General features: G+C 57.4%; 24 protein-coding genes. 16 read left to right on the top strand and 8 right to left on the bottom strand.

The genetic code is table 11. The features are described from left to right. Nucleotides 1–42: 42 nt before the first annotated feature. Nucleotides 43–1707 (bottom strand): mechanosensitive ion channel domain-containing protein, encoded by a 1665-nt coding sequence (locus ACR0KC_RS04660; protein WP_170512878.1) that lies wholly within the window; start codon nt 1705–1707, stop codon nt 43–45. Nucleotides 1708–1899: 192 nt separating this feature from the next. Between ACR0KC_RS04660 and yajC the strand changes: the two genes are divergently transcribed. The 10 genes from yajC to ACR0KC_RS04610 all read left to right on the top strand — a co-directional run bounded on the left by yajC (nt 1900) and on the right by ACR0KC_RS04610 (nt 8878). Further along, nucleotides 1900–2187 (top strand): preprotein translocase subunit YajC, encoded by a 288-nt coding sequence (gene yajC, locus ACR0KC_RS04655; RefSeq protein ID WP_155151194.1) that lies wholly within the window; start codon nt 1900–1902, stop codon nt 2185–2187. A 33-nt stretch (nt 2188–2220) separates the two neighbouring features. Then, the gene (secD, locus tag ACR0KC_RS04650; protein ID WP_170403231.1) at nt 2221–3882 is read left to right on the top strand and encodes a protein translocase subunit SecD; all 1662 of its coding nucleotides are present in this window, start codon (nt 2221–2223) and stop codon (nt 3880–3882) included. 1 nt (nt 3883) lies between these two features. After that, nucleotides 3884–4852 (top strand): protein translocase subunit SecF, encoded by a 969-nt coding sequence (secF, locus tag ACR0KC_RS04645; protein WP_170396385.1) that lies wholly within the window; start codon nt 3884–3886, stop codon nt 4850–4852. Then, nucleotides 4833–5591, top strand: a complete 759-nt coding sequence (locus ACR0KC_RS04640) for a TSUP family transporter (protein WP_480771540.1) — start codon at nt 4833–4835, stop codon at nt 5589–5591. The genes secF and ACR0KC_RS04640 overlap by 20 nt, the downstream gene beginning before the upstream one ends. 10 nt (nt 5592–5601) lie before the next feature. Next, complete coding sequence (locus ACR0KC_RS04635) at nt 5602–5955, top strand: Mth938-like domain-containing protein (RefSeq protein WP_480705181.1); 354 nt, start codon at nt 5602–5604, stop codon at nt 5953–5955. Between the two features lie 130 nt (nt 5956–6085). Continuing rightward, the gene (gene ccmA / locus ACR0KC_RS04630; protein WP_480705179.1) at nt 6086–6700 is read left to right on the top strand and encodes a heme ABC exporter ATP-binding protein CcmA; all 615 of its coding nucleotides are present in this window, start codon (nt 6086–6088) and stop codon (nt 6698–6700) included. Beyond that, entirely contained in the window at nt 6697–7353 is a 657-nt protein-coding gene (ccmB, locus tag ACR0KC_RS04625) for a heme exporter protein CcmB (RefSeq protein ID WP_170396393.1), read from the top strand. The genes ccmA and ccmB overlap by 4 nt, the downstream gene beginning before the upstream one ends. A 61-nt stretch (nt 7354–7414) precedes the next feature. Further along, nucleotides 7415–8188, top strand: a complete 774-nt coding sequence (locus ACR0KC_RS04620; RefSeq protein WP_170396395.1) for a heme ABC transporter permease — start codon at nt 7415–7417, stop codon at nt 8186–8188. Further along, nucleotides 8185–8343: a heme exporter protein CcmD gene (gene ccmD, locus ACR0KC_RS04615; protein WP_010442050.1), complete on the top strand. Its 159-nt coding sequence runs from the start codon at nt 8185–8187 to the stop codon at nt 8341–8343. The genes ACR0KC_RS04620 and ccmD overlap by 4 nt, the downstream gene beginning before the upstream one ends. After that, a complete protein-coding gene (locus ACR0KC_RS04610; RefSeq protein ID WP_170396396.1) occupies nt 8336–8878 on the top strand; it encodes a DsbE family thiol:disulfide interchange protein in 543 nt (180 codons plus the stop codon). The genes ccmD and ACR0KC_RS04610 overlap by 8 nt, the downstream gene beginning before the upstream one ends. On the opposite strand, the gene ACR0KC_RS04605 is transcribed toward ACR0KC_RS04610, so the two are convergent. The 3 genes from ACR0KC_RS04605 to acnA form a co-directional block, all read right to left on the bottom strand. Beyond that, on the bottom strand, nt 8873–9574 hold the full coding sequence (locus ACR0KC_RS04605; RefSeq protein ID WP_480705177.1) for an SDR family NAD(P)-dependent oxidoreductase: 702 nt from the start codon (nt 9572–9574) through the stop codon (nt 8873–8875). The genes ACR0KC_RS04610 and ACR0KC_RS04605 overlap by 6 nt on opposite strands. A gap of 115 nt (nt 9575–9689) precedes the next feature. Further along, on the bottom strand, nt 9690–11192 hold the full coding sequence (locus ACR0KC_RS04600; protein ID WP_480705175.1) for a BCCT family transporter: 1503 nt from the start codon (nt 11190–11192) through the stop codon (nt 9690–9692). A 117-nt stretch (nt 11193–11309) separates the two neighbouring features. Beyond that, nucleotides 11310–14000: an aconitate hydratase AcnA gene (gene acnA / locus ACR0KC_RS04595; protein ID WP_170396402.1), complete on the bottom strand. Its 2691-nt coding sequence runs from the start codon at nt 13998–14000 to the stop codon at nt 11310–11312. Between the two features lie 226 nt (nt 14001–14226). Here acnA and ACR0KC_RS04590 point away from each other — a divergent pair, with 226 nt between their 5' ends. Next, complete coding sequence (locus ACR0KC_RS04590) at nt 14227–14928, top strand: DUF1223 domain-containing protein (RefSeq protein WP_170663707.1); 702 nt, start codon at nt 14227–14229, stop codon at nt 14926–14928. Here ACR0KC_RS04590 and ACR0KC_RS04585 read toward each other — a convergent pair whose 3' ends face one another. The 4 genes from ACR0KC_RS04585 to purB form a co-directional block, all read right to left on the bottom strand. Continuing rightward, nucleotides 14929–15852: a lysophospholipid acyltransferase family protein gene (locus ACR0KC_RS04585; protein ID WP_170396406.1), complete on the bottom strand. Its 924-nt coding sequence runs from the start codon at nt 15850–15852 to the stop codon at nt 14929–14931. 85 nt (nt 15853–15937) lie between these two features. Continuing rightward, nucleotides 15938–17014, bottom strand: a complete 1077-nt coding sequence (locus ACR0KC_RS04580; protein WP_170396958.1) for a FliG C-terminal domain-containing protein — start codon at nt 17012–17014, stop codon at nt 15938–15940. Between the two features lie 84 nt (nt 17015–17098). Then, on the bottom strand, nt 17099–17641 hold the full coding sequence (locus tag ACR0KC_RS04575) for a tetratricopeptide repeat protein (protein ID WP_170396408.1): 543 nt from the start codon (nt 17639–17641) through the stop codon (nt 17099–17101). 380 nt (nt 17642–18021) lie between these two features. Further along, the gene (purB, locus tag ACR0KC_RS04570; RefSeq protein WP_170396410.1) at nt 18022–19326 is read right to left on the bottom strand and encodes an adenylosuccinate lyase; all 1305 of its coding nucleotides are present in this window, start codon (nt 19324–19326) and stop codon (nt 18022–18024) included. Between the two features lie 88 nt (nt 19327–19414). Between purB and ACR0KC_RS04565 the strand changes: the two genes are divergently transcribed. From ACR0KC_RS04565 to ACR0KC_RS04545, 5 genes are all read left to right on the top strand, one after another. After that, nucleotides 19415–19747 carry a hypothetical protein gene (locus ACR0KC_RS04565; protein ID WP_170396412.1) on the top strand — a complete coding sequence of 111 codons (333 nt, stop codon included), beginning with the start codon at nt 19415–19417 and terminating at the stop codon, nt 19745–19747. Beyond that, nucleotides 19744–20166 carry a DUF6314 family protein gene (locus tag ACR0KC_RS04560; RefSeq protein WP_480771538.1) on the top strand — a complete coding sequence of 141 codons (423 nt, stop codon included), beginning with the start codon at nt 19744–19746 and terminating at the stop codon, nt 20164–20166. The genes ACR0KC_RS04565 and ACR0KC_RS04560 overlap by 4 nt, the downstream gene beginning before the upstream one ends. A gap of 75 nt (nt 20167–20241) precedes the next feature. Next, nucleotides 20242–20829, top strand: a complete 588-nt coding sequence (locus ACR0KC_RS04555; RefSeq protein ID WP_010442062.1) for a biotin transporter BioY — start codon at nt 20242–20244, stop codon at nt 20827–20829. A gap of 139 nt (nt 20830–20968) precedes the next feature. Continuing rightward, on the top strand, nt 20969–21526 hold the full coding sequence (locus ACR0KC_RS04550) for a hypothetical protein (protein WP_170512898.1): 558 nt from the start codon (nt 20969–20971) through the stop codon (nt 21524–21526). A gap of 10 nt (nt 21527–21536) precedes the next feature. Beyond that, complete coding sequence (locus ACR0KC_RS04545) at nt 21537–21887, top strand: hypothetical protein (RefSeq protein ID WP_170403183.1); 351 nt, start codon at nt 21537–21539, stop codon at nt 21885–21887. Nucleotides 21888–21900 lie beyond the last annotated feature (13 nt).

Genomic DNA, 21900 nt, shown 5'->3' with positions numbered 1-21900 from the left:
AATCCGCTTATGCACCATCTGAATGGCAGGGTGTAGCACCGGTTACGACTTATCCGCGTCCTCATGTGTTTCATGTGCCAGATGGCCATCCCACTCTTCGGCTGGGATCTTCGGCTCGGGCGGGTCGGCCATGTACGAAGGTGTCATGATCTGCACGTTATTCTCATTGAACACGGCCACGATGTTGCGATGTAAGTCCGAGCGGATTTTCGGGATGATACTGCCCCGAGTGGTATAACCATTGATCTGATAGTTGATCGCGTAATCGGCCAATGCGGTCCATAAAACAAAGGGTTCGGGCTTGGCCTTGATTCCCTTGGTGCGATGGGCTGCCTCGATCAGCATCGCTTCGATCTTTTCGGGCGGCTCTTCATAGCCAATCCCGACGGTCGTATGCAGCAGCAACCCGCTACCGTCTGTTCTTTTTGAGAAATTCACCACGTCCGAATTCATCAATTGGGCGTTCGGGATCGAGATCAGTTCATTCTTGATGGACTTCAGATGCGTCTCCATCAACTTGATCTGCACCACATCGCCAATATGGTCCCCGATCTGGATCCGATCCCCAATCGAGGTTGAGCGGCGATAGATCACGAAGAGCCCCGCCAGCATGTTCGACACGACCGAGTTTGCGCCCAGCGACAGCATGGCACCAACCAGAATCGTCAGCCCCTGAAACGCCGCCGAATCTGATCCGGGGATGTAAGGGACAGCAAAGACCAGAGCGATCAGGATAACGACGACGCGGGCGATGTTGAAGGTCGGGTTCACCCAGTGGCTTTCAAAATCGCCCATGTCAAAGGTTCCCGCCTCGACGGCGTCAAAGAACACACGCATGCCCCGGATAATATACAGCGTTATCCATGCGATCAGTATCAACATGATCAGGTTTGGGATGTAGCTGAGGATTCCTTTGAAGATCAGCAGGACCGGCTCGGTCAAGTAGGTCAGCAGGAGTTGCGCGAAATAGCGCGTCTCGGCAAAGGCAAGCAGAACGAAGGAGAGGTAGTAGTAGAAGCCGAGGAAAAAGATCACCAGCAGGACAAAATTCAGAGCATACCGGATCAACGCGGCGATGGCCTCGGCCTGAACACTTTTGGCGGTCGCGGTTTCGACATCCTTGAGGTAACGCTTGACCAGTTTCAGCGTACGGCGGCGAATGCGCCGGTGCAGCCACAGGATAACGACGACAAAAAGCGCGAATCCAGCTGTCCATGCTAAGGCTTCGATGGCACCCGAAACACGCGCCTGTTCGGTGCGGTTTGCGCGATAGCTTTCAATGGATTGTTTAATAGCGTCGCCGTGCAACAAACTGAGAACGTTCAAGTCCATCTGCTCAAGCTCGGAATCGGCATCGGTCACGATCGAAACTTGAACACCATCGGCAAAGATTCGAATGCCGAACTCTGAGTCCTCGAAGGTTATAGAGACCTGCTCGGCGTCTGAGGCCTCGGCGATTTCGATTATCTTGTTCTGTACACCCGCGGCCCGTTCCGGTGCGGGCAGTGCGCTGGAGCCGCGCAGGTGAAACAAGGTGTCGCCGTCAACGATAACCGGAGCCTGAAAAATCTCTGACTCAGTGTCTTCTATAGCAGGCTCTTCGCTAGTGGCGTTCTGTGCCCATACGGGCGACGCCAGAAGACCTAAACAGGCTGTCACGAGCATCAGGCGAACAAACGCGCCAAGGGTCTGGATTGATTGAATCATTAGGCCTCCTGCCACAGGACTATATCTGACTGGAAGGGTCTGCCTAGAACATATCTGCAACGTCCGGCAGCAAACCTTTGAACCCGATGGTCGAAATGGGGCCAGGTTTGCTTGCAAACCCATGTTTCAAAGCATAGGTTCCCGCAAACTTTGCAGAGAGCTCTCTGCATCATCAGAACAAAGGAATATCCCATGGAAGGTGGCGCAATCGCCCAGTTTCTCCCGCTGATCCTGATCTTCGCGATTATGTATTTTCTGCTGATCCGTCCGCAGCAGAAAAAGATGAAGGAACATCAGGCCATGGTCGAAGCCGTGCGCCGGGGCGATCAGGTTGTCACCCAAGGCGGGCTGATCGGCAAGGTGTCGAAGGTCAAGGAAGGCGATAACGAGATCGAAGTCGAGATCGCCGAGGGCGTTAAGGTTCGCGTGGTGAAATCGACCATCGCTCAGGTTCTGAACAAGACCGAACCTGCGAAGTAACTTCGCGCGACAATTCCTTGAAAAGGCAGGGTAATGCTGCAAATTGATTCCTGGAAGCGGGTTCTGATCTGGTCGGTCTGTGTGATCGGTCTGTTCCTTGCCCTGCCGAATGCGTTTTATACGCGCGTAGAACAATCTAACGATGCCAAGGCTGCGATTGAGCTGGGCATTGATACACCTGAAATGCAGGCCGAGGCCGCGCAATGGCCGAACTGGCTGCCGTCGTCTCTGGTCAATCTCGGGCTCGACTTGCGCGGCGGCGCGCATTTGCTTGCCGAGGTCAAGGTTGATGATGTCTACGAATCCCGGATGGAGGCGATGTGGCCCGAAATCCGCGACGCGCTGCGTGATGAACGCGCGACGGTCGGCACGATCCGCCGTCAGGATTCGGCGCCTGACGAGATTCGCGTGCGCATCAGCCAACCCGAGGGCATGTCCCGCGCATTAGAGGTTGTGCGCGGTCTAGCCCGACAGGTGCAGACGCTGACCGGGGCAGGGGCAACAGATATAGAGGCCCGCGCTGAGGGGGACACTATCGTTGTCCAACTGTCCGAGGCCGAAAAGCTTGCTTCGGATGACCGCACCGTGCGCCAGTCCCTTGAGATCATCCGCCGTCGGATCGACGAGGTTGGCACACGCGAACCAACGATCCAGCGTCAGGGCGCTGATCGTATCCTGATACAGGTGCCCGGCATCGGCAGCGCCGGGGAGCTCAAAGAGATTATCGGCACGACGGCACAGTTGACGTTCAATCCTGTCGTTGGGCGCGGGACTGACCCGGATGCCATTCCGGGCGTTGGTGAGAAGCTTGTGCCATCGATCGATGAAGATGGTGTGTACTACACTCTGGACGCCGCACCCGTCGTGACCGGTGAAGAATTGGTCGACGCGCAGCCATCCTTCGACCAGAACGGCCGCCCTGCGGTCAGCTTCCGGTTCAACACCTCTGGCGCGCGCAAATTCGGCGATTACACGCTAGAAAACATTGGCGCACCCTTTGCTATCGTCCTGGATGACGAGGTGATCTCGGCCCCTGTAATCCAAAGCCATATCCCAGGTGGTTCGGGCATCATCACTGGCAACTTCACAGTTGAAGAAAGCACCAATTTGGCCGTTCTGCTGCGCGCAGGTGCCTTGCCTGCAGGTCTGGACTTCCTCGAAGAGCGCACCATCGGCCCTGAGCTGGGTCAGGACAGTATCGACGCAGGCAAAGTCGCGACAATCGTGGCCTTTGTCGCCGTGTTGGTATTCATGGCTCTAAGCTACGGCCTGTTCGGCATCTTCGCCAATATTGCGCTGATCCTGAACGTGGGGCTTTTGTTTGGCCTGCTCTCACTGATCGGCGCCACGCTGACCTTGCCCGGGATCGCGGGTATCGTGCTGACCGTCGGCATGGCAGTTGACGCCAACGTGCTGATCTTCGAGCGTATCCGCGAGGAACTGAAATCTGCCAAAGGTCCGGCGCGTGCCATCGAGCTGGGATACGAAAAAGCGCTTTCGGCCATTCTGGACGCAAACGTGACCACATTCATTACCGCAACCATCCTGTTTGCCATGGGCAGTGGTCCCGTGCGCGGCTTCTCCATTACGCTTGGTCTGGGTATTCTGACCTCGGTCTTCACCGCGATCTTTGTGACGCGTCTGATGATCGTGATGTGGTTCGAACGCCGCCGTCCGAAAACGATCGAGGTTTGACATGAGACTGAAACTCGTACCCCAAAACACCTCGTTCGATTTCTTTAGCCGTTGGAAGGTCTGGCTGGGCATCTCGGGTTTGATGATGGTGATCGCATTCACGTCATTCCTGCTGCAAGGGCTGAACTTCGGCATCGACTTTCGCGGCGGCACCACGATCCGGACCCAAAGCGCGCAAGAGATCGACGTCGGCGCCTATCGCGACGCCATCGCGCCGCTAGAGCTTGGCGATGTGACTATCACCGAGATTTTTGATCCCACCTTTGGCGAGGATGAAAACGTCGCGATGATCCGCATTCAGGCACAGGACGGGGCCGAAGCGGTGGCGGCCGCAACCGTCACAGCCGTCGAAGAAGCGCTGACCGTTGCCGCGCCGGATATCCAGTTCGTCTCGGTAGAATCGGTTGGCCCCAAGGTTTCGGGTGAGTTGATCCAGACCGCGGTCATTGCGGTCGCCTTGGCGATTGGCGCAGTGCTTGTCTATATCTGGCTCAGGTTCGAATGGCAGTTCGCACTCGGGGCGGTCGCCGCGTTGGTGCATGACGTGATCCTGACAATCGGCATCTTCTCGGAACTACAAATCCGTTTTGACCTGGCGATCATCGCCGCTCTACTGACTATCGTCGGCTATTCGCTGAACGACACCGTGGTCGTCTTCGACCGGGTTCGCGAAAACCTGCGGAAGTACAAGAAGAAAGACCTCAAAGAGGTGCTGAACATCTCGATCAACGAAACGCTCAGCCGGACGGTGATGACCTCTGTGACCACGCTGCTGGCGCTGATCTCGCTCTATGTACTGGGCGGAGACGTGATCCGAGGCTTTGTCTTCGCGATGATCTGGGGCGTGATCGTCGGGACCTATTCGTCGGTCTTCGTGGCCTCGACCATCCTGCTGTGGCTGGGGGTCAAGCGCGACTGGTCGAAGCCGTCGAATACGGCGGGCAACCAGTTTGCCAACATTGATGCCTGAGTATTTCGGCCAGACCCCAACCGGTCTGGCCGTTATTATTTTCGCCGCCTTTGTTGGGGGCATCGTGCGCGGGTTCTCCGGCTTTGGGACTGCCCTGATCTTCCTGCCCATCGCCAGCCCGTATCTTGGCCCCTTCGGTGCCATCATCGCGCTGACGGTCATGGACATATTTGGCCCGATCCCGAACCTGCGCCGCGCAGGGACGGTTGTTGACAAGGCAGATCTGATGCGCCTTTTGGTCGGGTGCGCGCTACTTCTACCGGTTGGCTTATGGCTGCTAACCCGGACCGATCCCGAAGTGTTTCGCTATATCGTCAGCCTGATTTCATTGTCGATGCTGGCCGTTCTGGTTTTTGGTCTGCGCTACCGGGGAGCGGTATCGCGTGGCATGGTTGCTGCGATCGGCGGGGCTGCAGGGCTACTGGGCGGGGTAGCCGGGATACCGGGGCCTGCTGTCATCCTGTTTTATATGTCACGGCCCTTACCGGTTGAGATCATCCGCGCGACGATCCTACTGTTCCTGTTTGCTTTCGATTTGCTGATCCTTGGATATCTCGGTGGGATGGGGCGTCTTTCGATCGCGAGCATCGGATTGGGCCTTGCGCTTGCGGTTCCCAACATCGCGGGCAACTGGCTGGGGGGCTGGATGTTCCGACCCGAGTACGAGAACCTCTACCGCGCCGCAGCCTATCTGGTGATTGCAACAGCGGCCTTGTCCGGCCTGCCGCTTTGGGGCTAGAACCCTGCACATGCGCCTGAACGAGATCACATATACAAATGCTCAGCCGGTTGATGGCTATGGCCCCGGGTTCTTTCGGATAGGCGGGGAGGTTCATGATGGGGCAGTCCTGACCGGCCCCACCGGTACATCGGCTTGGGCGGGTTACCCCGACGCCCAGACCCTGCTGGCCTTGTCCGAACATGTCGATGTTCTGTTCATCGGTACGGGCAAAGAACTGACCCACATCCCAGCCGACTTGCGCACCACATTGGAAGAGGCAGGTCTGGGTGTCGAAATCATGAACTCTCCGGCGGCCTGCCGCACCTACAACGTGCTGCTTTCCGAAGGCCGCCGCGTTGCGCTTGCGCTGATCCCGGTCTGAGGATCTGTTCTTGCTCTGGCTAAAAATATCCTGGGGAGTGTGAGGGGCTGGCCCCTCACTGCGACCCGACCAGCCGCTCTGCGGCAATTCCGACCTTTTGCCCACACGCACAATCCGCTAAGCGGGCTTCATGACTTTAAAGGTAACCGATCTGGCCATCGCACGCGGCGGAGTTCCCGTGCTCGAAGGGCTGAGCTTCTCGCTTGAGGCAGGAAGGGCGCTGATCCTGCGGGGGCCGAATGGAATCGGAAAGACAACATTACTGCGTACGCTTGCGGGCCTGCAACCGCCGCTGGCAGGGCAAATCGACGGGGCAGAAGAACAGATCGCATACGCGTCCCATTCCGACGGGTTAAAACCGACCCTGACCGTTGTCGAAAACCTCAACTTCTGGGCGTCGGTCTTTGGCACCCGTGATATCCAGCACGCCCTTGATGCGTTTGAGCTGAACGAGTTGGCTGACCGCCATGCGGGCAACCTTTCGGCGGGGCAGAAACGGCGTCTGGGATTGGCGCGTATGTTGGTTACTGGCCGCCCGATCTGGATGCTGGACGAGCCGACGGTCTCGCTGGATCGTCACGCCGTGCAGATGTTTGCGGATGCGGTGCGCGCGCATCTGGGGCAGGGTGGTTCGGCCCTGATCGCGACCCATATTGATCTTGGCTTGGACGGAGAGGTTCTGGACGTTGGCCCCAACAAGGCCAAGCCCAAGCCCATCGACGATTTCGACGGAGGTTTCTTGTGATCGCCTTATTGCTGCGTGATCTGAAATTGGCCTTCCGTGCGGGGGGTGGCTTTGGTCTCGGTCTTGCTTTCTTCCTGATCGTCACCGTTCTGGTGCCATTCTCGGTTGGCCCGCAATCTTCGCTGCTTTCGACCATCGCTCCGGGCGTTCTTTGGCTTGGCGCGCTTTTGGCGTGTCTGCTGTCACTTGATCGCCTTCTGGCGCTGGATTGGGAAGACGGCTCGCTTGATCTGCTCGCGACCGCGCCGCTTCCGTTGGAATCGGTTGTTACCGTCAAAGCGCTAGCCCATTGGCTAACCACCGGATTGCCGCTGGTTCTGGCCGCGCCGTTCCTAGGCGTGTTGCTAAACCTGCCTGTACCCGGGTTTTCGTGGCTAGTGATCTCACTGCTCCTCGGTACTCCGGCGATGAGCGTTATCGGCACCTTTGGCGCGGCCCTTACTGTTGGTCTAAAACGGGGCGGTCTGCTACTGTCGCTTCTGGTTTTGCCGCTCTACGTGCCGACTTTGATCTTCGGAGCCGAGGTCGCCCGACGCGGTGCGACAGGCATGGAGACGCAAACGCCCCTGCTAATGCTGGCAGGGATTACCGCCGCAACGGTCGCACTTTTACCCTTTGCCAGCGCAGCGGTACTGCGCATCAATCTTAGGTGATGGCCACAAAGCTTGACTGAGGTCAATTGAGAACCACGCCGACTCGGACTAGATAGAGCCCATGACAATCGCAGCCAAAGCCAATGCCCTTTGGGAATACGCCAACCCGCGTAAGTTCCTCGCGACCAGCGAACGGGTCCTTCCGTTCTTCTGGATCAGCTCAGGTCTTTGTCTGGTCGTCGGATTGATCTGGGGCTTTTTCTTCACCCCGGATGACTACAAGCAAGGCTCGACCGTAAAGATCATCTATTTGCATGTGCCCGCCGCGTTGATGGCGATCAATTGCTGGCTGATGATGCTGGCAACTTCGCTGGTCTGGTTGGTGCGTCGCCACCATGTCAGTGCGCTGGCTGCCCGTGCCGCTGCGCCCATTGGCATCGTGATGACGCTGATCGCATTGGCCACCGGAGCGATCTGGGGGCAGCCCATGTGGGGGACATGGTGGGCCTGGGACCCGCGCCTGACATCGTTCCTGATCCTGTTCCTGTTCTATCTAGGTTATGTCGCGCTTTGGGAAGCGATCGAAGATCCGGATACAGCGGCGGACCTGACCTCGGTCCTTTGCCTTGTGGGTTCTGTCTTTGCGTTCCTCAGCCGGTATGCGGTGAACTTCTGGAATCAGGGGCTGCATCAGGGGGCTTCGGTGATGCGCGCCGGGGCGATCACAGGCACGGATACTGAGGAGAAGGTAAGCAATATCTACTTCTATCCACTGCTGCTCTGCATCATCGGCTTTGTACTGCTGTTCATTGCGCTGGTCTTCTATCGTACGGGCACAGAAATTCGCGCCCGCCGGACCAAGGCGCTTATGGCGCGTGAAAGGGTGAGCGGATGATCCCTGATCTTGGAAAATATGCCGATACCGTCTTGTGGTCCTATGTCGTATCAATCGGACTTCTGATCGCATTGGTGGGTTTCAGCGTGATCCGGGGCCGTAAGGTACGGGCCGAGATGGAGAAGGTTGAACAAAGGATGTCACGCAATGGCTAAGATTTCGCCCCTGATGATCGCGCCTCCGCTGATTTTCGGCGCCTTCGCTGTGCTCGCGGGCATCGGCATGTTCCGTGACGACCCCAACGCCTTGCCCTCAGCGCGCGAGGGTCAGCCAGCGCCGCCGGTTGTACTGACCGAGTTCGCGGGCAAACCGGGCTTCGATGATGCCACATTGCGTGATGGCGAGGTCAAGCTGGTCAACTACTGGGCCAGTTGGTGTGCACCATGCCGCGTCGAACACCCCAATCTGCAGGCTCTGTCTGACGAAGGTATCCCCGTCTATGGTATCAACTACAAAGATCAACTGGACAACGCCGAAGGATTTCTTGCTGAACTGGGCGATCCCTATGCCGGTATCGGTCGGGATGAACAGGGCCGAATGGGGCTGGACTGGGGCGTCTACGGTGTGCCCGAAACCTATGTGATCGACGGTGAGGGCACGATCATCCTGCGCTGGGCTGGTCCGGTCACTCAGCGGGTGATCGAAAGCACGATCCGCCCAGCGCTTGAGAAAGCCGCAGGTGGCTCATAAGCGATAGCCACCGGTGACGCCCAGAACCTCACCAGTGATGAAGGATGCGGCATCGGACGCCAGAAACCTGACGACTTTGGCGATATCCTCGGGCTTTCCCGCGCGACCTAAAGCGGTTTCTTTGATAAACAGCGCGGTCAACTCCTCAGACCGGGGCGCTTCGGGGATGTTGATCGCACCCGGCGCGACTGCATTAACGCGTATCCCCTTTGGCCCAAGCTCCTTTGCCATGGCATGGGTCCATAGATTCAGGGCGGCCTTGCTTGCCCCATAGGTCACCGCATCTCGAGGCGGTAAGACCGCGTTCATGGATGAGATACTGACGATTGAGGCGTCGCGTTTCAGATGTGGTAGCGCAGCAGCCAACAATGCGGCGGGGGCCAGCAGGTTCAAATCCAGAATGGCGCGGTGGTCCTCGGCCCGAAATTCCTCTTTGGGGGTAGATTTCACAAGGCCGGCATTGTTGACGATCACATCCAGCCGTCCAAACCTCTCGATCACCTGCGAAATCACGCTAGCCGGCTGGTCGGGCGCAGATAGATCAGAGCGTATGGCCAGAACATCCCCACCCAGTAGCTCGGGCGTGGGTTTACTCGACAACCAAGTAAACGCGACGCGGTGATCACGGCTGAGGTCTTCGACGATTGCACGCCCAATTCCGCGTGCACCGCCGGTTATCAATGCGACTTTGTCCATAATCGTAGGAAATCGGTAAAACGGCTGGGATTCAAGCCGTTACTTACGGACCAAAATCCAGATCAGCGCGCCGATGAATGCAAAAGTGGTCAGATTCATAAGCGTATCCGTCAGATCACCGATCAGCATGGCTCAGCCCCTCTTCTCGTAGCCCTCGGAACAGGCAGACCATCAGCAGAACCGAGATGAACACAAAGGGCAGCGCCCCGAGTGAGATCAGGACTTTGACCGATTCCACCGAACCCGACAGGATCATCGCGACACTCAACAAGCCCAGCAATGCACCCCAGATCAGCCGCACGCGCGGGGGCGGGTTTTCATCCCCCTGGGACGAGAATGTACCCAGCACAAAGGCCGCGCTTACAACGCTGGTTACGATGAACAGAAACGCCGCTGCTACGGTTGCAAGTATTGTGATCTGCGATAAGGGCAAACGGTCGAGCAGGGCGAAGGTCACACGCTCGATGTTTGTTTGCGTATAGGCCAGCAGTTCTCCGGCACCGTTGAGCGCCTCGAACAGACCGATGCCGCCGAAGGCACCGAACCAAAGGATCGAGAACAGTGTGGGCGCAAAGAGTACTCCGATCACGAATTCCCGGATCGTGCGACCGCGAGAGATACGCGCGACAAACACACCAACAAAAGGTCCCCAGGCGATCCACCAGACCATATAGGTGAGGGTCCAGTCGCTGAACCATTTGGTGACGTCATCGCCGAAGAAGGTGAAGGTCTGAAAGCCCCGAGGGATGACATTGGTGACGTAATCGCCGAACCCTTGAACCACGGTATTCAATAGATACTCGGTGGGGCCGAGGACCACTGTATAGGCCACAAGGCAGATCGCGATCAGCATTGCCGCATTTGACAAGCGCGCCATGCCTTGGCCAAGGTCGATCAACAGAGCAGGGATGTAGGCTGCGACCATCGCCAGGAAAACAACGCCGATCAGAAGGGCACCAACCGTTTCCCGGCCACCCAGAACCGCAATCCCGTCCGCAACCTGGAACACGCCCATGGCCATTGAACCGCCAACACCGATAGAGATTGCAACAATGGCCATGAAATCCGACAGCCACCCGACCCGCTCGGCCCAGCGTTCTCCTGGGAATAGGCTTTTGATCGGTGCACTGACCATCATGCCTGTCCCGCGCCGAAAGCTGAAATAAGCAATGGTCAGCGCGGTCGAACCGTAAATCGCCCATGCGTGCAGGCCCCAATGGAAGTTTGTTGCCAGCATGGCCTGCTGCGCGGCGACATAGTCGGGTGCCATGCCCGAGATGAAGTTGAAATGGGTCAAGGGCTCGGCGACCGCCCAGAACAGCAGTCCAACGCCCATTCCTGCGGAGAACAGCATTGAGATCCAGGTGGCGGTCGAGAACTCGGGCTCTTCATCATCCCGGCCCAGACGGATTTTGCCATATGGCGAAAAGGCCAGAACTAAACACCCGATCAACATGCCTGAGGCCGCGAGCATCACGAACCAACCGCGACTGTGGAAGGTTTGTTGCACGATGATATTGGCCCAAGTCACCAAGCTTTCGATATCGACGACGCCCCAGATCCCGATCACGGCGATGACGCTAAGCGAGCAAACCAATAGGGCGTTGGGCTTTTTCATGGTGATGAAATTCCGAAGACTGTCTTGCTCAACAGTTTCAGATTTTTGAATAAATGGCCAGAAAACAAAACCCCCGGCGCAGGGCCGGGGGCTGAGGTTGGATATCAACCTGCTGATTTATGACGCTTTTGCGAGATTGCGCAGCACGTATTGCAGCACACCGCCGTTTTCGATGTATTCGATCTCGGGCGCGGTATCGATGCGGCACTTCAGGGTGATCGTCTTTTCGGTACCATCTCCGTAAATGATGGTGCAGGGCACTTCCTGCAAGGGCTCAACTGAATCCAACCCGTGGATCGATACGGTCTCATCACCTTTCAGACCCAGTGTCTTGCGGGTATCACCATCGGTGAATTCGAACGGTATGACGCCCATGCCCACCAAGTTTGAACGGTGGATGCGCTCAAAACTCTCGGCGATCACTGCCTTGACGCCAAGCAGAGCTGTGCCCTTGGCCGCCCAGTCACGTGACGAACCTGCACCGTACTGTTCGCCGCCAAAGACGACCAGCGGGGTGCCTTGCTCCTGATAGGCCATCGATGCTTCGTAGACCGAGGTTTGTTCACCATCCGGGCCTTTTGTATAACCGCCTTCGACGCCATCCAGCATCTCGTTCTTGACGCGGATATTGGCGAAGGTGCCGCGCATCATGATCTCGTGGTTGCCACGGCGTGAGCCATACGAGTTGAATTCGCGCGGCTGAACCTGACGATCGGTCAGATACTTCCCGGCAGGTGTCGTTGTCGCAAACGAACCGGCGGGCGAGATATGGTCGGTGGTGATCATGTCACCCAGGATCAGCAGAACCTTTGCACCATCGATATTCGAGATTGTGCCCGGCTCAGGCCCCATGCCTTGGAAATAGGGAGGGTTTTGAATGTAGGTTGACGTCGGTGGCCAATCATAGGTTTCCTGTTGTGGAACCTCGACCTCCTGCCATTTCTCGTCGCCTTTGAAGACATCGGCATATTTCGACTGGAACGCCTCGCGGGTCACGGTTGCCTCAACCAATTCGGCGATTTCGCTTTGGGTCGGCCAGATGTCTTTCATGTAGACATCGTTGCCGGCCTGATCCTGTCCAATCGGTTCCGAGGTCAGGTCGATGTCCAACGTACCAGCCAAAGCATAAACCACCACCAGCGGCGGTGAAGCCAGATAGTTGGCGCGCACGTCGGGCGAGATGCGGCCTTCAAAGTTGCGGTTGCCTGACAGCACCGAAGTGGCAACAAGATCGCCTTCGGCAATCGCTTCGCTGATTTCCCTTTGGATCGGACCCGAGTTGCCAATACAGGTGGTGCAGCCATAGCCAACTAGGTTGAAGCCGATCTTGTCCAGATCTTCCTGCAGACCCGCAGCCTCCAAGTAGGCGGACACAACCTGCGAGCCGGGCGCCAATGAGGTCTTTACCCACGGTTTGCGATCCAATCCCAGCGCGGCGGCTTTACGTGCAACGAGGCCCGCGCCGATCATCACATACGGGTTCGACGTGTTGGTGCAGGAGGTGATCGAAGCGATCACGACTTTGCCCGATTCCATGCCGTAGTTTTCGCCTTTGACCTCTATTTGTTTGCCCATCGGGCGTTTGAAGGTCTCGGCCATTTCCTTGGTGAATGCGGCCTTGGCGTCGGTTAGTGCGACATAATCCTGCGGCCGTTTCGGGCCCGAGATCGCAGGAACAATTGTGCCCATATCCAGCGACAGAGTGTCGGTGTAGATCGGCGCGTAATCGGCATCGCGCCAGAAGCCGTTTTCCTTGGCGTAGGCCTCGACCAATGCGATGCGGTCTTCGTCGCGTCCAGTATTGCGCATATAGCGCAAGGTCTCGCCGTCAATCGGGAAGAAACCACAGGTCGCGCCGTATTCGGGGGCCATGTTGGCGATGGTTGCGCGATCGGCCAAGGGCAAGCGGTCCAGACCTTCGCCGAAGAACTCAACGAATTTACCAACCACGCCTTTCTCGCGCAGCATCTCGACGACTTTCAGGACAAGGTCAGTTCCCGTTGTGCCTTCGACCATCGAACCGGTCAGTTCAAAACCCACAACCTCGGGGATCAGCATCGAGATCGGTTGACCCAGCATCGCGGCTTCGGCCTCGATTCCGCCAACGCCCCAACCCAGAACGGCCATGCCGTTGACCATGGTGGTGTGGCTGTCAGTACCAACAAGTGTATCGGGATAAGCGACTTCTTCGCCGCTTTGGTCCGTGTCTGTCCAGACGGTCTGCGCCAGGTATTCCAGGTTTACTTGGTGGCAGATTCCGGTGCCGGGAGGCACGACGCGGAAATTGTTGAACGCGTTCTGACCCCATTTCAGGAACTGATAGCGTTCCATGTTGCGCTCATATTCGCGGTCCACGTTCATCTGAAACGCGCGTGGGTTGCCGAACTCATCAATCATGACCGAGTGGTCGATGACCAGATCGACCGGGTTCAGCGGGTTGATCTTTTGCGCGTCCCCACCAAGGCCCTTGATGCCGTCGCGCATCGCTGCCAGATCCACCACGGCCGGAACTCCGGTAAAGTCTTGCATCAGAACCCGGGCAGGGCGATAGGCAATCTCACGTGGGTTCTTGCCACCGTTGGCACCCCATTCGGCAAAGGCTTTGATGTCATCGACGGAAACCGAGAACCCGTCATCTTCGAACCGCAGCATGTTTTCCAGAACCACTTTCAACGCGGCAGGCAGATTCGAAAAATCGCCTAAGCCTGCTTCTTGCGCGGCTGGAATCGAATAATAGGAAATGGATTTGCCATTCACGTTCAGGCTGCGGCGTGTCTTGGCGGTGTCCTGTCCGACCTTGATGGGCATCTGTGGCCTCCCTCTCAAATGACTTGGAATACGGGCTTCGCTAAGGGTTATCTGCATTACCACACCAGTTGTTTCAAGGTGAAACGGGCAGTTTGGGTGGTTTTTTGTATACCATTGCACACATTTTGTCGAAAGCTTGTGTCTGAGGTCTCAAGAAACCTTGATTGGCAGTTTATTCGGTTCCGACTTAAACCTTTCAGGCAATCATCCTCTATCGAGAGAAAACATGCTCAGATCAGTCGCTGCGACCGCGTTTGTTTCACTCTTTCTTGCTGCCCCGGCTCAGGCGCAGGATGACCCGGTGGTGGTCGAACTGTTCACCTCGCAGGGGTGCTCGTCCTGCCCGCCAGCAGACCGGATCATGCATGAATTGGCCAAGCGGGATGATGTAATCGGTCTGGCGTTGCATGTGGATTATTGGGACTACATTGGCTGGAAAGATGAATACGCCAATCCCGACCACACCGATCGTCAGCGCGCCTATGCACGTGAAGGCGGGAGGACGATGATCTACACGCCGCAGATGGTTGTGAATGGGCAGCAGGATGTGGTTGGGGCCAAGTCAATTGAACTGAACCGGCTAGTCGATGCACACCTGACTGCGCCGCCGGAGGCCGAGGTCAGTGCCACGCGTACCGCGAACGAAGTATCCATGAATGTCGTTCCGATCGAGTTACCAGACGACGAAACCTATGATGTTCGGATTGTGCAGTATTCGCCGATGCGTCGCACCTCGATCCGGCGTGGCGAATTGGCCGGACATGATCTGGATTATGCAAACGTGGTCGAGAATTGGCAGATTGCCGGTCGCTGGGATGGCCAAACACCGCAGAGTTTCACCGCAACATTGTCATCGGAATTGCCTGCCGTTGTTCTGATCCAGCGCAGTGGCCATGGTCCGATCGTGGCCGCAGCGCGGGTTAAGTGATCAGGGCATATCCTTTGGCTGGACCCCCAGTCCCCTCCAGGACTTCCAGCGCCGATGAATCCAGAACCATTGTCCCATGTGCTGACGCACCATCGCTTCCAGGTCGTCATTGGTGAACTGGGTCATGGTTTTGGCATCAGTATGCGGGACCGGGTCGTGCAGGACGATCTCAAAATCGATCCCGTTGGGTTGGCGCACTGCATAGCAGGGGATCAGCACAGCCTTGTATTTGATCGCAAGTTCCGCGTTCAGCACCGAGGTGACGGCGGGTTTGCCGAAAAAGGTCAGCTCCTCACCACCATGCGCATGCAGGTCGGATACAATGGCAATGATGCCTCCGCTTTTCAGTGAACGGACCATTTCGACCATACCTCGGCGGCCCTGTTCGAACATGGGCGACCCGGTCTGATAGAATGCCTCGACATACATGTCGTTGAAATATGGATTTGCCATGCGGCGATAGAGGCTGCCGATGGGTTTACCGCTACGCGCCTGCAGCGCGACCCGCGCGGCCAGATAGTGCCCGAAATGCGCAGTGATCATCATCACTGGACGCCCTTCCGCCACGGCGGCATCAAATGCTTCGACACCCGAGCCCGATACTTTGGCCTTGCTTTGTCGCTCGATGAAACCGTCGGCTGAAAAATGCTCCATGATCGCGCGCCCGGCATTGTCAGGCACGGCGCGGCAGATGCGTTTGACCTCGGCCTCGGGCAGGTCTGGGCAGGTGAGTTTCAGGTTGCGGCGCACGCGGGTTCGAAAGCCGACAATGGGGGCAAGCCAGCGCACAATCGCGCCCATCGCTCCGATGCGGCGCTCATATGGCAGCAGGCGCATGCCGCGGATTACGCCGGTCAGAAACAGGTTGGCGACGTAGTATTTTCCAAGCTCAAATCGGCTTAGTTCCGACTTTTCGACGGGCATGGGGAGAGACACCTGAGCGTTGTGAACTGCGCGACGAGACATACAGGCCCCATCGTGCGATCACAAGTGGTCGCGCCTTGCCGGACTATTCTGCATTCTCCTCAGCCTCGACCAGTGCGATCGCGCCCTCGTCCAAAAGCGCGCGGATGGCTGCAACGATCTGCGACATCGCTTCTTCACTGTCGGATTGTTTGACCTTGCCACGTTCGGCCATTTCTTCCCGTAAGTTGTCCGCCATGCGAGAGGACATGTTGGCTAGGAAGAACTCGACCGTGGCAAGGTCTTCGTCGCTATTGGCTCCGGCCAACGCCGTGATGAGAACGGGTTGATCCACACCGCGCAGAATCGCTGGAACATCGCGGGGTTGGATGCGCGAGGGCACATGCGAAAAGATGAAGATCGATTGCCGGACGGTATCCGCAAAATCGGCGTCTTCTTCGTCCAACGCAGTCAGCAAACCATTACGCGTCGCCGCGGCTGACTGGTTGAGGATCGCGCCCACACGCTCACCCGGCCCATCCCGAAAGGCGGGCTCGGGGCGTTGATCCAGCTGAGCGGCCAAGGACCATCCGATCCGCTCAACCGCCTCGGGCGTCACGTTGGCCGTTTTCGAGACTGCATAAGTTATCCGTCGCGCTGTGGGGCCGGGCAGGTGGCCCAACAACTGGGCAGCCTTGGCGGTTTCGAGTTTCGAAAGCATAACGGCGGCGACTTCTGTGCTTTCAGCTTTGGCCATTTCGGCCAGATCTTCTGAGGGTACTTCGCGCAAACGCTGCCATGGGTCACCGATCTGCCTCACGCCAGCTACCTTGCGCAGCCGGGCGGCGGTGGCTGGGGCGATCTTGCCGTTCACCGCGTCCAGAGCACCGGCTAGCCCATGGGGAAATGCAAGCCCTACGCCATCCAGCGCATCGGCAAATTCCTGTGCGACGGCGGCCAACGTTACCCGGTCAACCAACCCCATCTGTCCAAGTTGGTGGGTAAGTTGTTCCTGCAGTGAATCGGGAAGCTCTTCCAACGGGATATCCGCCCCCTCGTTCAGCAGCAGCCGAACCACAACCGCGGCTTTCTCTCGGTTGCTGAGGGCGCGCGGCACAACACGTGGCGCATCATCGTCTTGTTCAACGACCGGGGTTTGCGTGCCCGGCGTCATCTGCACCATTAGGTTCGTGTCCTGCATCTGCCTGCAATGCCTCATTCGCGTTGCAGGCAGAATATAGAGAGTCGGGTAAAGAAACCCTGAAACTCAGTAGCTATATGTCAGCCCTGTTCTGATCGCTTCGCGCAGCGATGTCTCAGCCCATGTGCCTTCGCCACCACGCGCCTTGATCTCGCGCCATTGTGCGATGGCCAACTCGGTCTTGCCCTGGGTAACAAATCCCTGACCCATGTAGCTGCGGGCGAGGATGTTGTCGGGGTTGGATTCAATTGCTTTCTGGTAAAATGCGTCAGCCAGTTTCAGCTCACCCATCTTGCGATAGGTGAACCCCCAATAGGTCTGCACCCGATCATCATCTTGATCCATGATACGCAGAATGCCCTGAGCATTTTCGTACTGCCCGTTGTAAGCCAACTCGCGCACGGCATCATACAGTTGGTCTTCGGTGAAATTTGTCTTGTTGGGTTTGACGCAGCGCCCGGCTGCCTCGTCATAAACGCGGCCAAACAGGCATTTCTTGGTGGTGTTGGTGGGCTTGGGCGGGCTGCTGTCCCCACCACCCGCAGCAATGGCCATGGGCGCGAAGGTAAAGGCCTGAAGAGCGATGGCCGAGGCTAGTACAAGACGCATTTTCCTACTCCGTTGTCAAAGAGACTTGTTACAATCATAGCTTGATCTTCAAAAAAGCTAACGATTGACTGATCGCTTTTATTCACAAGCAGGAAATAAAAATGTCAGCTATTGACGATTTTCATGCAGCTTTGGCTTTCGCTGTCCCAAATTGTGCCTTCAGCACAGGATTGGGTTTGCTTGGTGTTACCGTTACAGGCAAATCCGGCGGTGCCCGCACAGATAAGAGCAATTGCGCATAGAGCAGTTCGTAGCATCGAGTTTTCCTTTCGCGGAAACTGTGCCAACAGATTAACCGATTTTTGCCAATCTGGCAAAGACACAAGGCCCGGCTGCATTGAGCAAGCCGGGCCAAGTTTTTAGCACTGTTTGAGTTTGAATTATTCGCCGAATACGCGGGCGAAAATCGTATCTACATGTTTGGTATGGTAGCCGAGATCGAATTTCTCTTCGATTTCTTTCGGGCTCAGCGCGGCGGTGACATCGGCGTCGGCCAACAGTTCCTCTTTGAAGTCGGTGCGATGCTCCCAGACTTTCAGCGCGTTGCGCTGAACCATGGCATAGGCATCCTCGCGGCTTACACCGGCTTGGGTCAACGCCAACAGCACTCGTTGGCTCATGACAAGACCAGGGAACTTGTTCATGTTCTCGATCATGTTCTCGGGGAAGATCAGCATCTTGTCGATTACACCGGTCAATCGCGCGAGTGCAAAGTCCAGCGTGATAGTGGCATCCGGCCCGATCATGCGTTCGACCGAGGAATGCGAGATATCGCGCTCGTGCCACAGCGCCACGTTCTCCATCGCCGGGATCACGGCAGCACGCACCATGCGCGCAAGACCGGTCAGGTTCTCGGTCAGCACCGGGTTCTTCTTGTGCGGCATCGCGGATGAGCCTTTCTGCCCCATCGAGAAGAACTCGGCCCCCTCCAGCACTTCGGTACGCTGCATGTGGCGGATTTCGATAGCGATGTTTTCGATGCTGCTGGCGATAACACCCAGTGTGGCGAAGAATGCTGCGTGACGGTCGCGGGGAATGACCTGTGTGCTGATCGGTTCAGGCACCAGACCCAGCTTGTCGCAGACATGCTCTTCAACCTGCGGGTCGATATTCGCAAACGTCCCGACCGCGCCGCTGATCGCTCCGGTGGCGATTTCCGCGCGGGCATCGCGCATCCGGGACAAGTTGCGGTCCATCTCGGCATAGAAGCGGGCAAAGGTCAGGCCCATCGTGGTGGGTTCGGCATGGATACCGTGGCTGCGACCGATGCGAACGGTGTCTTTGTGCTCGATCGCGCGGCGTTTCAGGGCAGCCAACAGACCTTCGAGGTCTGCAATCAGCAGGTCGGCGGCGCGGGTCAGTTGCACATTGAAGCAAGTGTCCAGCACGTCCGAGGAGGTCATGCCCTGATGCACGAAGCGGGCTTCCTCGCTACCCACATGTTCGGCCAGATGGGTCAGGAAGGCGATGACGTCGTGTTTGGTGACGGCTTCGATCTCGTCGATACGGGCGACATCAAACTCCACATCCTTGGCTTTCCACACGGCCTCGGCGTTTTCACGCGGGATCACGCCTAGATCGGCCATGGCGTCGCAGGCGTGCGCCTCGATCTCGTACCAAATGCGGAACTTGCTCTCGGGTGACCAGATGGCGACCATGTCGGGGCGTGAATAGCGGGGAATCATTGGCGGCAGCACCTTTTTATGATTGGGATGAGGCGTTGGCGCGGGGTTTAGCCGCGCATTGACCAAGGAACAAGGCGCGAGTGCTGGGATGAGACGGTTTGCCCTGATTTTATTGCTTTGGCCCGGATTTGTGGCCGCCGACGAGTTTCAGCAACTGACGGGTGATGAGATTCTGATGGCGCTTGCTGGCAAGAAGCTCGACTATGGCGAGGGGATCACCCAGACCTTCGATAGCAATATGCAAACGCAGTACTTTTCAGGCCGCCCAAGTTCGGGACGATGGGCCGTTCGTGATGATCGCTATTGCTCGGTCTGGCCGCCTTCGGATTTCTGGGCTTGTTATGATGTTGAGCAAAGCGGTGAAACCATCCGGTTTGTGGATGATTCAGGTAATACAACTGACGGAATCTATTTGAAGTGAGCCTGCCCAGAAATATTTATGATTTCCAGGGGGTTTGGGACCTGAGCCGCCTCATCCGGGACGAGCGTGCAGGCCAGATCATTCAGGCCGAGGGTAAGGCAGAGCTACGGCAAGATACCCAAGGGTTGGTCTATGATGAGACGGTCACGCTGCGTGTTCCGGGGCAGCCTGCAATGACGGGAACGCGTCGATACCTTTGGCGCGACGCCGGTGATCGGATCGCCATTCACTTTGATGATGATCGGTTTTTTCACGCACTTAAACTTGGCCAAACCCGCGTCAAGGATCATCACGATTGCCCGCCGGACAGCTATGATGCAGACTATGATTTCTCGGGATGGCCGCGCTGGACAGTCCGCTGGACTGTATCAGGACCGCGAAAATCCTATGAAATGGAGACCAAATACACGCTGCGATAGCGTAATCATCTTGCAGCAACGGCCCGGAACGGGCATTGCTGCATGTGCAAATAAGTCCGAATGTGGAGAAATGAGATGAACGCAAACGTACTGGCCAATGCTTTTGGCCCGCGTGAGGGGACGGCGCTGCGCGTCAAGCAGGTGGCTCTGGTTGCCCTGGGTATCGTTGCTCTGGCTGTTGCAGCCAAAATCAAAGTGCCGATGTGGCCGGTTCCGATCACCATGGGCACATTCGCCGTTCTGACCATCGGCACCGCCTATGGCGCGCGCCTTGGCCTGATCACGATGCTGGGTTACCTGCTGGTTGGTGCTCTGGGCTTTGACGTGTTTGCGGGTTCCTCGGCCGAAAAATTCGGCCTGACCTACATGATGGGTGGCACCGGTGGCTATCTGGTCGGTTACCTGATGGCGACCATTCTGCTGGGCGCACTAGCCGCGCGCGGCTGGGATCGTTCGGTCGGCAAGCTGGCGCTGGCGCTGGTGCTGGCCAATGTCCTGATCTATGTGCCGGGCCTGCTGTGGCTGGGTCAGCTGTATGGCTGGGACAAGCCGATCCTGGAATGGGGTCTGACACCGTTCCTGCTGGGTGACGCAATCAAGCTGGCGCTGGCCGCTCTGCTGATCCCTGGCCTGTGGAAGCTGCTGGGCGACGCACGCACCTGATAGCGCGCTCTTGCGCAAGACACACCCGCGTTCGGAGCTTTCCGGACGCGGGTTTTTTATTGTCTGCAGAACAGGATACTGGACAAAGTCAAACTGCATGGGCAACCTGACATCAGAAAACTGATCAGGTTATTGAGATATGCGTATTTTGTTAAGCTTGGCGCTTGCTGCAAGTGCCGTGACTTGGTTGGCTGTAACGCCTGTGCAAGCTGACACACCGGTGACCTACACCGATGAAGGGCGCGCCCTGTTCCGCTTTGAGGTTCCCGACTTTTGGGCATTGCGTACCGGTGGCCCGCGTGAAATCGAGGATACCAATCTGGGCGATGCCCGTGCGGTTTCGCGCGTCATGGGGATCAGACCGGTGACCGACGATAATGTCTGGATGGGCTTCGTCTCACCATCACGGGTTTCCAGCATTCAGGGCGGGCTGAGCTATCTTGAGGATATCGACAAATTCCTCGTCAAAGACCCGACCGTGACCAGCACCAGCAATACAAGGATTGGTGGGCGGCCAGCCCACGTTATTCGAGGCACCGGCAATCGGGATGGGCGAGGCGTAAACTTTACCGCCACCGTGATTGACCTGCCGCGTGACCGTGTTGCGATAGGGGTTGCGATCCTGCGTGACGGGGCCGACCCGTCTTATGTTGATGCCTTGAACGCCGTTTTCGCGTCGTTCCGGTCTTTGCAGTAAGGAGGCTCGGATGACTCGCAAACTGTTAAAACGGTCTGTTCTGGCGCTGGGGTTGGGTACTGCAACGTTTACACTGTCCGCCTGCGATGGCGTGTCCGTCGGGGTAGGGTATGGCGTTGGGTATGACCCGTTCTACGACTCGATGCTGTGGAATGATTACTACCACGACCGTAACGTGAATGTAGATGTTGACATAAACCGCCCAGACCGGCCCGACCGCCCCGATCGACCGGTTCGTCCGAACCCTCCACCGCGGCCAAAGCCACCGATCGCCAAACCGCCGTCGCGCCCGCATCCCCCGGTGGCGCGTCCTCCGACGGCACGGCCACCAATTCACCGACCCTCACCGAGGCGCCGTTAGAAAAAGGGGGCAA

The organism is Ruegeria sp. CF3, from assembly GCF_056537365.1.
Note: the sequence above shows the minus strand (reverse complement) of the source record. Positions and strands in the feature narration are given on the sequence as shown.

Bases quoted from the DNA above. Each gene is read 5' to 3' on its own strand.
- ACR0KC_RS04660 (WP_170512878.1), bottom strand. From the start codon at position 1,707: ATGATTCAATCAATCCAGACCCTTGGCGCGTTTGTTCGCCTGATGCTC.
- yajC (WP_155151194.1), top strand. From the start codon at position 1,900: ATGGAAGGTGGCGCAATCGCCCAGTTTCTCCCGCTGATCCTGATCTTC.
- secD (WP_170403231.1), top strand. From the start codon at position 2,221: ATGCTGCAAATTGATTCCTGGAAGCGGGTTCTGATCTGGTCGGTCTGT.
- secF (WP_170396385.1), top strand. From the start codon at position 3,884: ATGAGACTGAAACTCGTACCCCAAAACACCTCGTTCGATTTCTTTAGC.
- ACR0KC_RS04635 (WP_480705181.1), top strand. From the start codon at position 5,602: ATGCGCCTGAACGAGATCACATATACAAATGCTCAGCCGGTTGATGGC.
- ccmA (WP_480705179.1), top strand. From the start codon at position 6,086: ATGACTTTAAAGGTAACCGATCTGGCCATCGCACGCGGCGGAGTTCCC.
- ACR0KC_RS04620 (WP_170396395.1), top strand. From the start codon at position 7,415: ATGACAATCGCAGCCAAAGCCAATGCCCTTTGGGAATACGCCAACCCG.
- ccmD (WP_010442050.1), top strand. From the start codon at position 8,185: ATGATCCCTGATCTTGGAAAATATGCCGATACCGTCTTGTGGTCCTAT.
- ACR0KC_RS04610 (WP_170396396.1), top strand. From the start codon at position 8,336: ATGGCTAAGATTTCGCCCCTGATGATCGCGCCTCCGCTGATTTTCGGC.
- ACR0KC_RS04605 (WP_480705177.1), bottom strand. From the start codon at position 9,574: ATGGACAAAGTCGCATTGATAACCGGCGGTGCACGCGGAATTGGGCGT.
- ACR0KC_RS04600 (WP_480705175.1), bottom strand. From the start codon at position 11,192: ATGAAAAAGCCCAACGCCCTATTGGTTTGCTCGCTTAGCGTCATCGCC.
- acnA (WP_170396402.1), bottom strand. From the start codon at position 14,000: ATGCCCATCAAGGTCGGACAGGACACCGCCAAGACACGCCGCAGCCTG.
- ACR0KC_RS04590 (WP_170663707.1), top strand. From the start codon at position 14,227: ATGCTCAGATCAGTCGCTGCGACCGCGTTTGTTTCACTCTTTCTTGCT.
- ACR0KC_RS04585 (WP_170396406.1), bottom strand. From the start codon at position 15,852: ATGCCCGTCGAAAAGTCGGAACTAAGCCGATTTGAGCTTGGAAAATAC.
- ACR0KC_RS04580 (WP_170396958.1), bottom strand. From the start codon at position 17,014: ATGGTGCAGATGACGCCGGGCACGCAAACCCCGGTCGTTGAACAAGAC.
- ACR0KC_RS04575 (WP_170396408.1), bottom strand. From the start codon at position 17,641: ATGCGTCTTGTACTAGCCTCGGCCATCGCTCTTCAGGCCTTTACCTTC.
- purB (WP_170396410.1), bottom strand. From the start codon at position 19,326: ATGATTCCCCGCTATTCACGCCCCGACATGGTCGCCATCTGGTCACCC.
- ACR0KC_RS04565 (WP_170396412.1), top strand. From the start codon at position 19,415: ATGAGACGGTTTGCCCTGATTTTATTGCTTTGGCCCGGATTTGTGGCC.
- ACR0KC_RS04555 (WP_010442062.1), top strand. From the start codon at position 20,242: ATGAACGCAAACGTACTGGCCAATGCTTTTGGCCCGCGTGAGGGGACG.
- ACR0KC_RS04550 (WP_170512898.1), top strand. From the start codon at position 20,969: ATGCGTATTTTGTTAAGCTTGGCGCTTGCTGCAAGTGCCGTGACTTGG.
- ACR0KC_RS04545 (WP_170403183.1), top strand. From the start codon at position 21,537: ATGACTCGCAAACTGTTAAAACGGTCTGTTCTGGCGCTGGGGTTGGGT.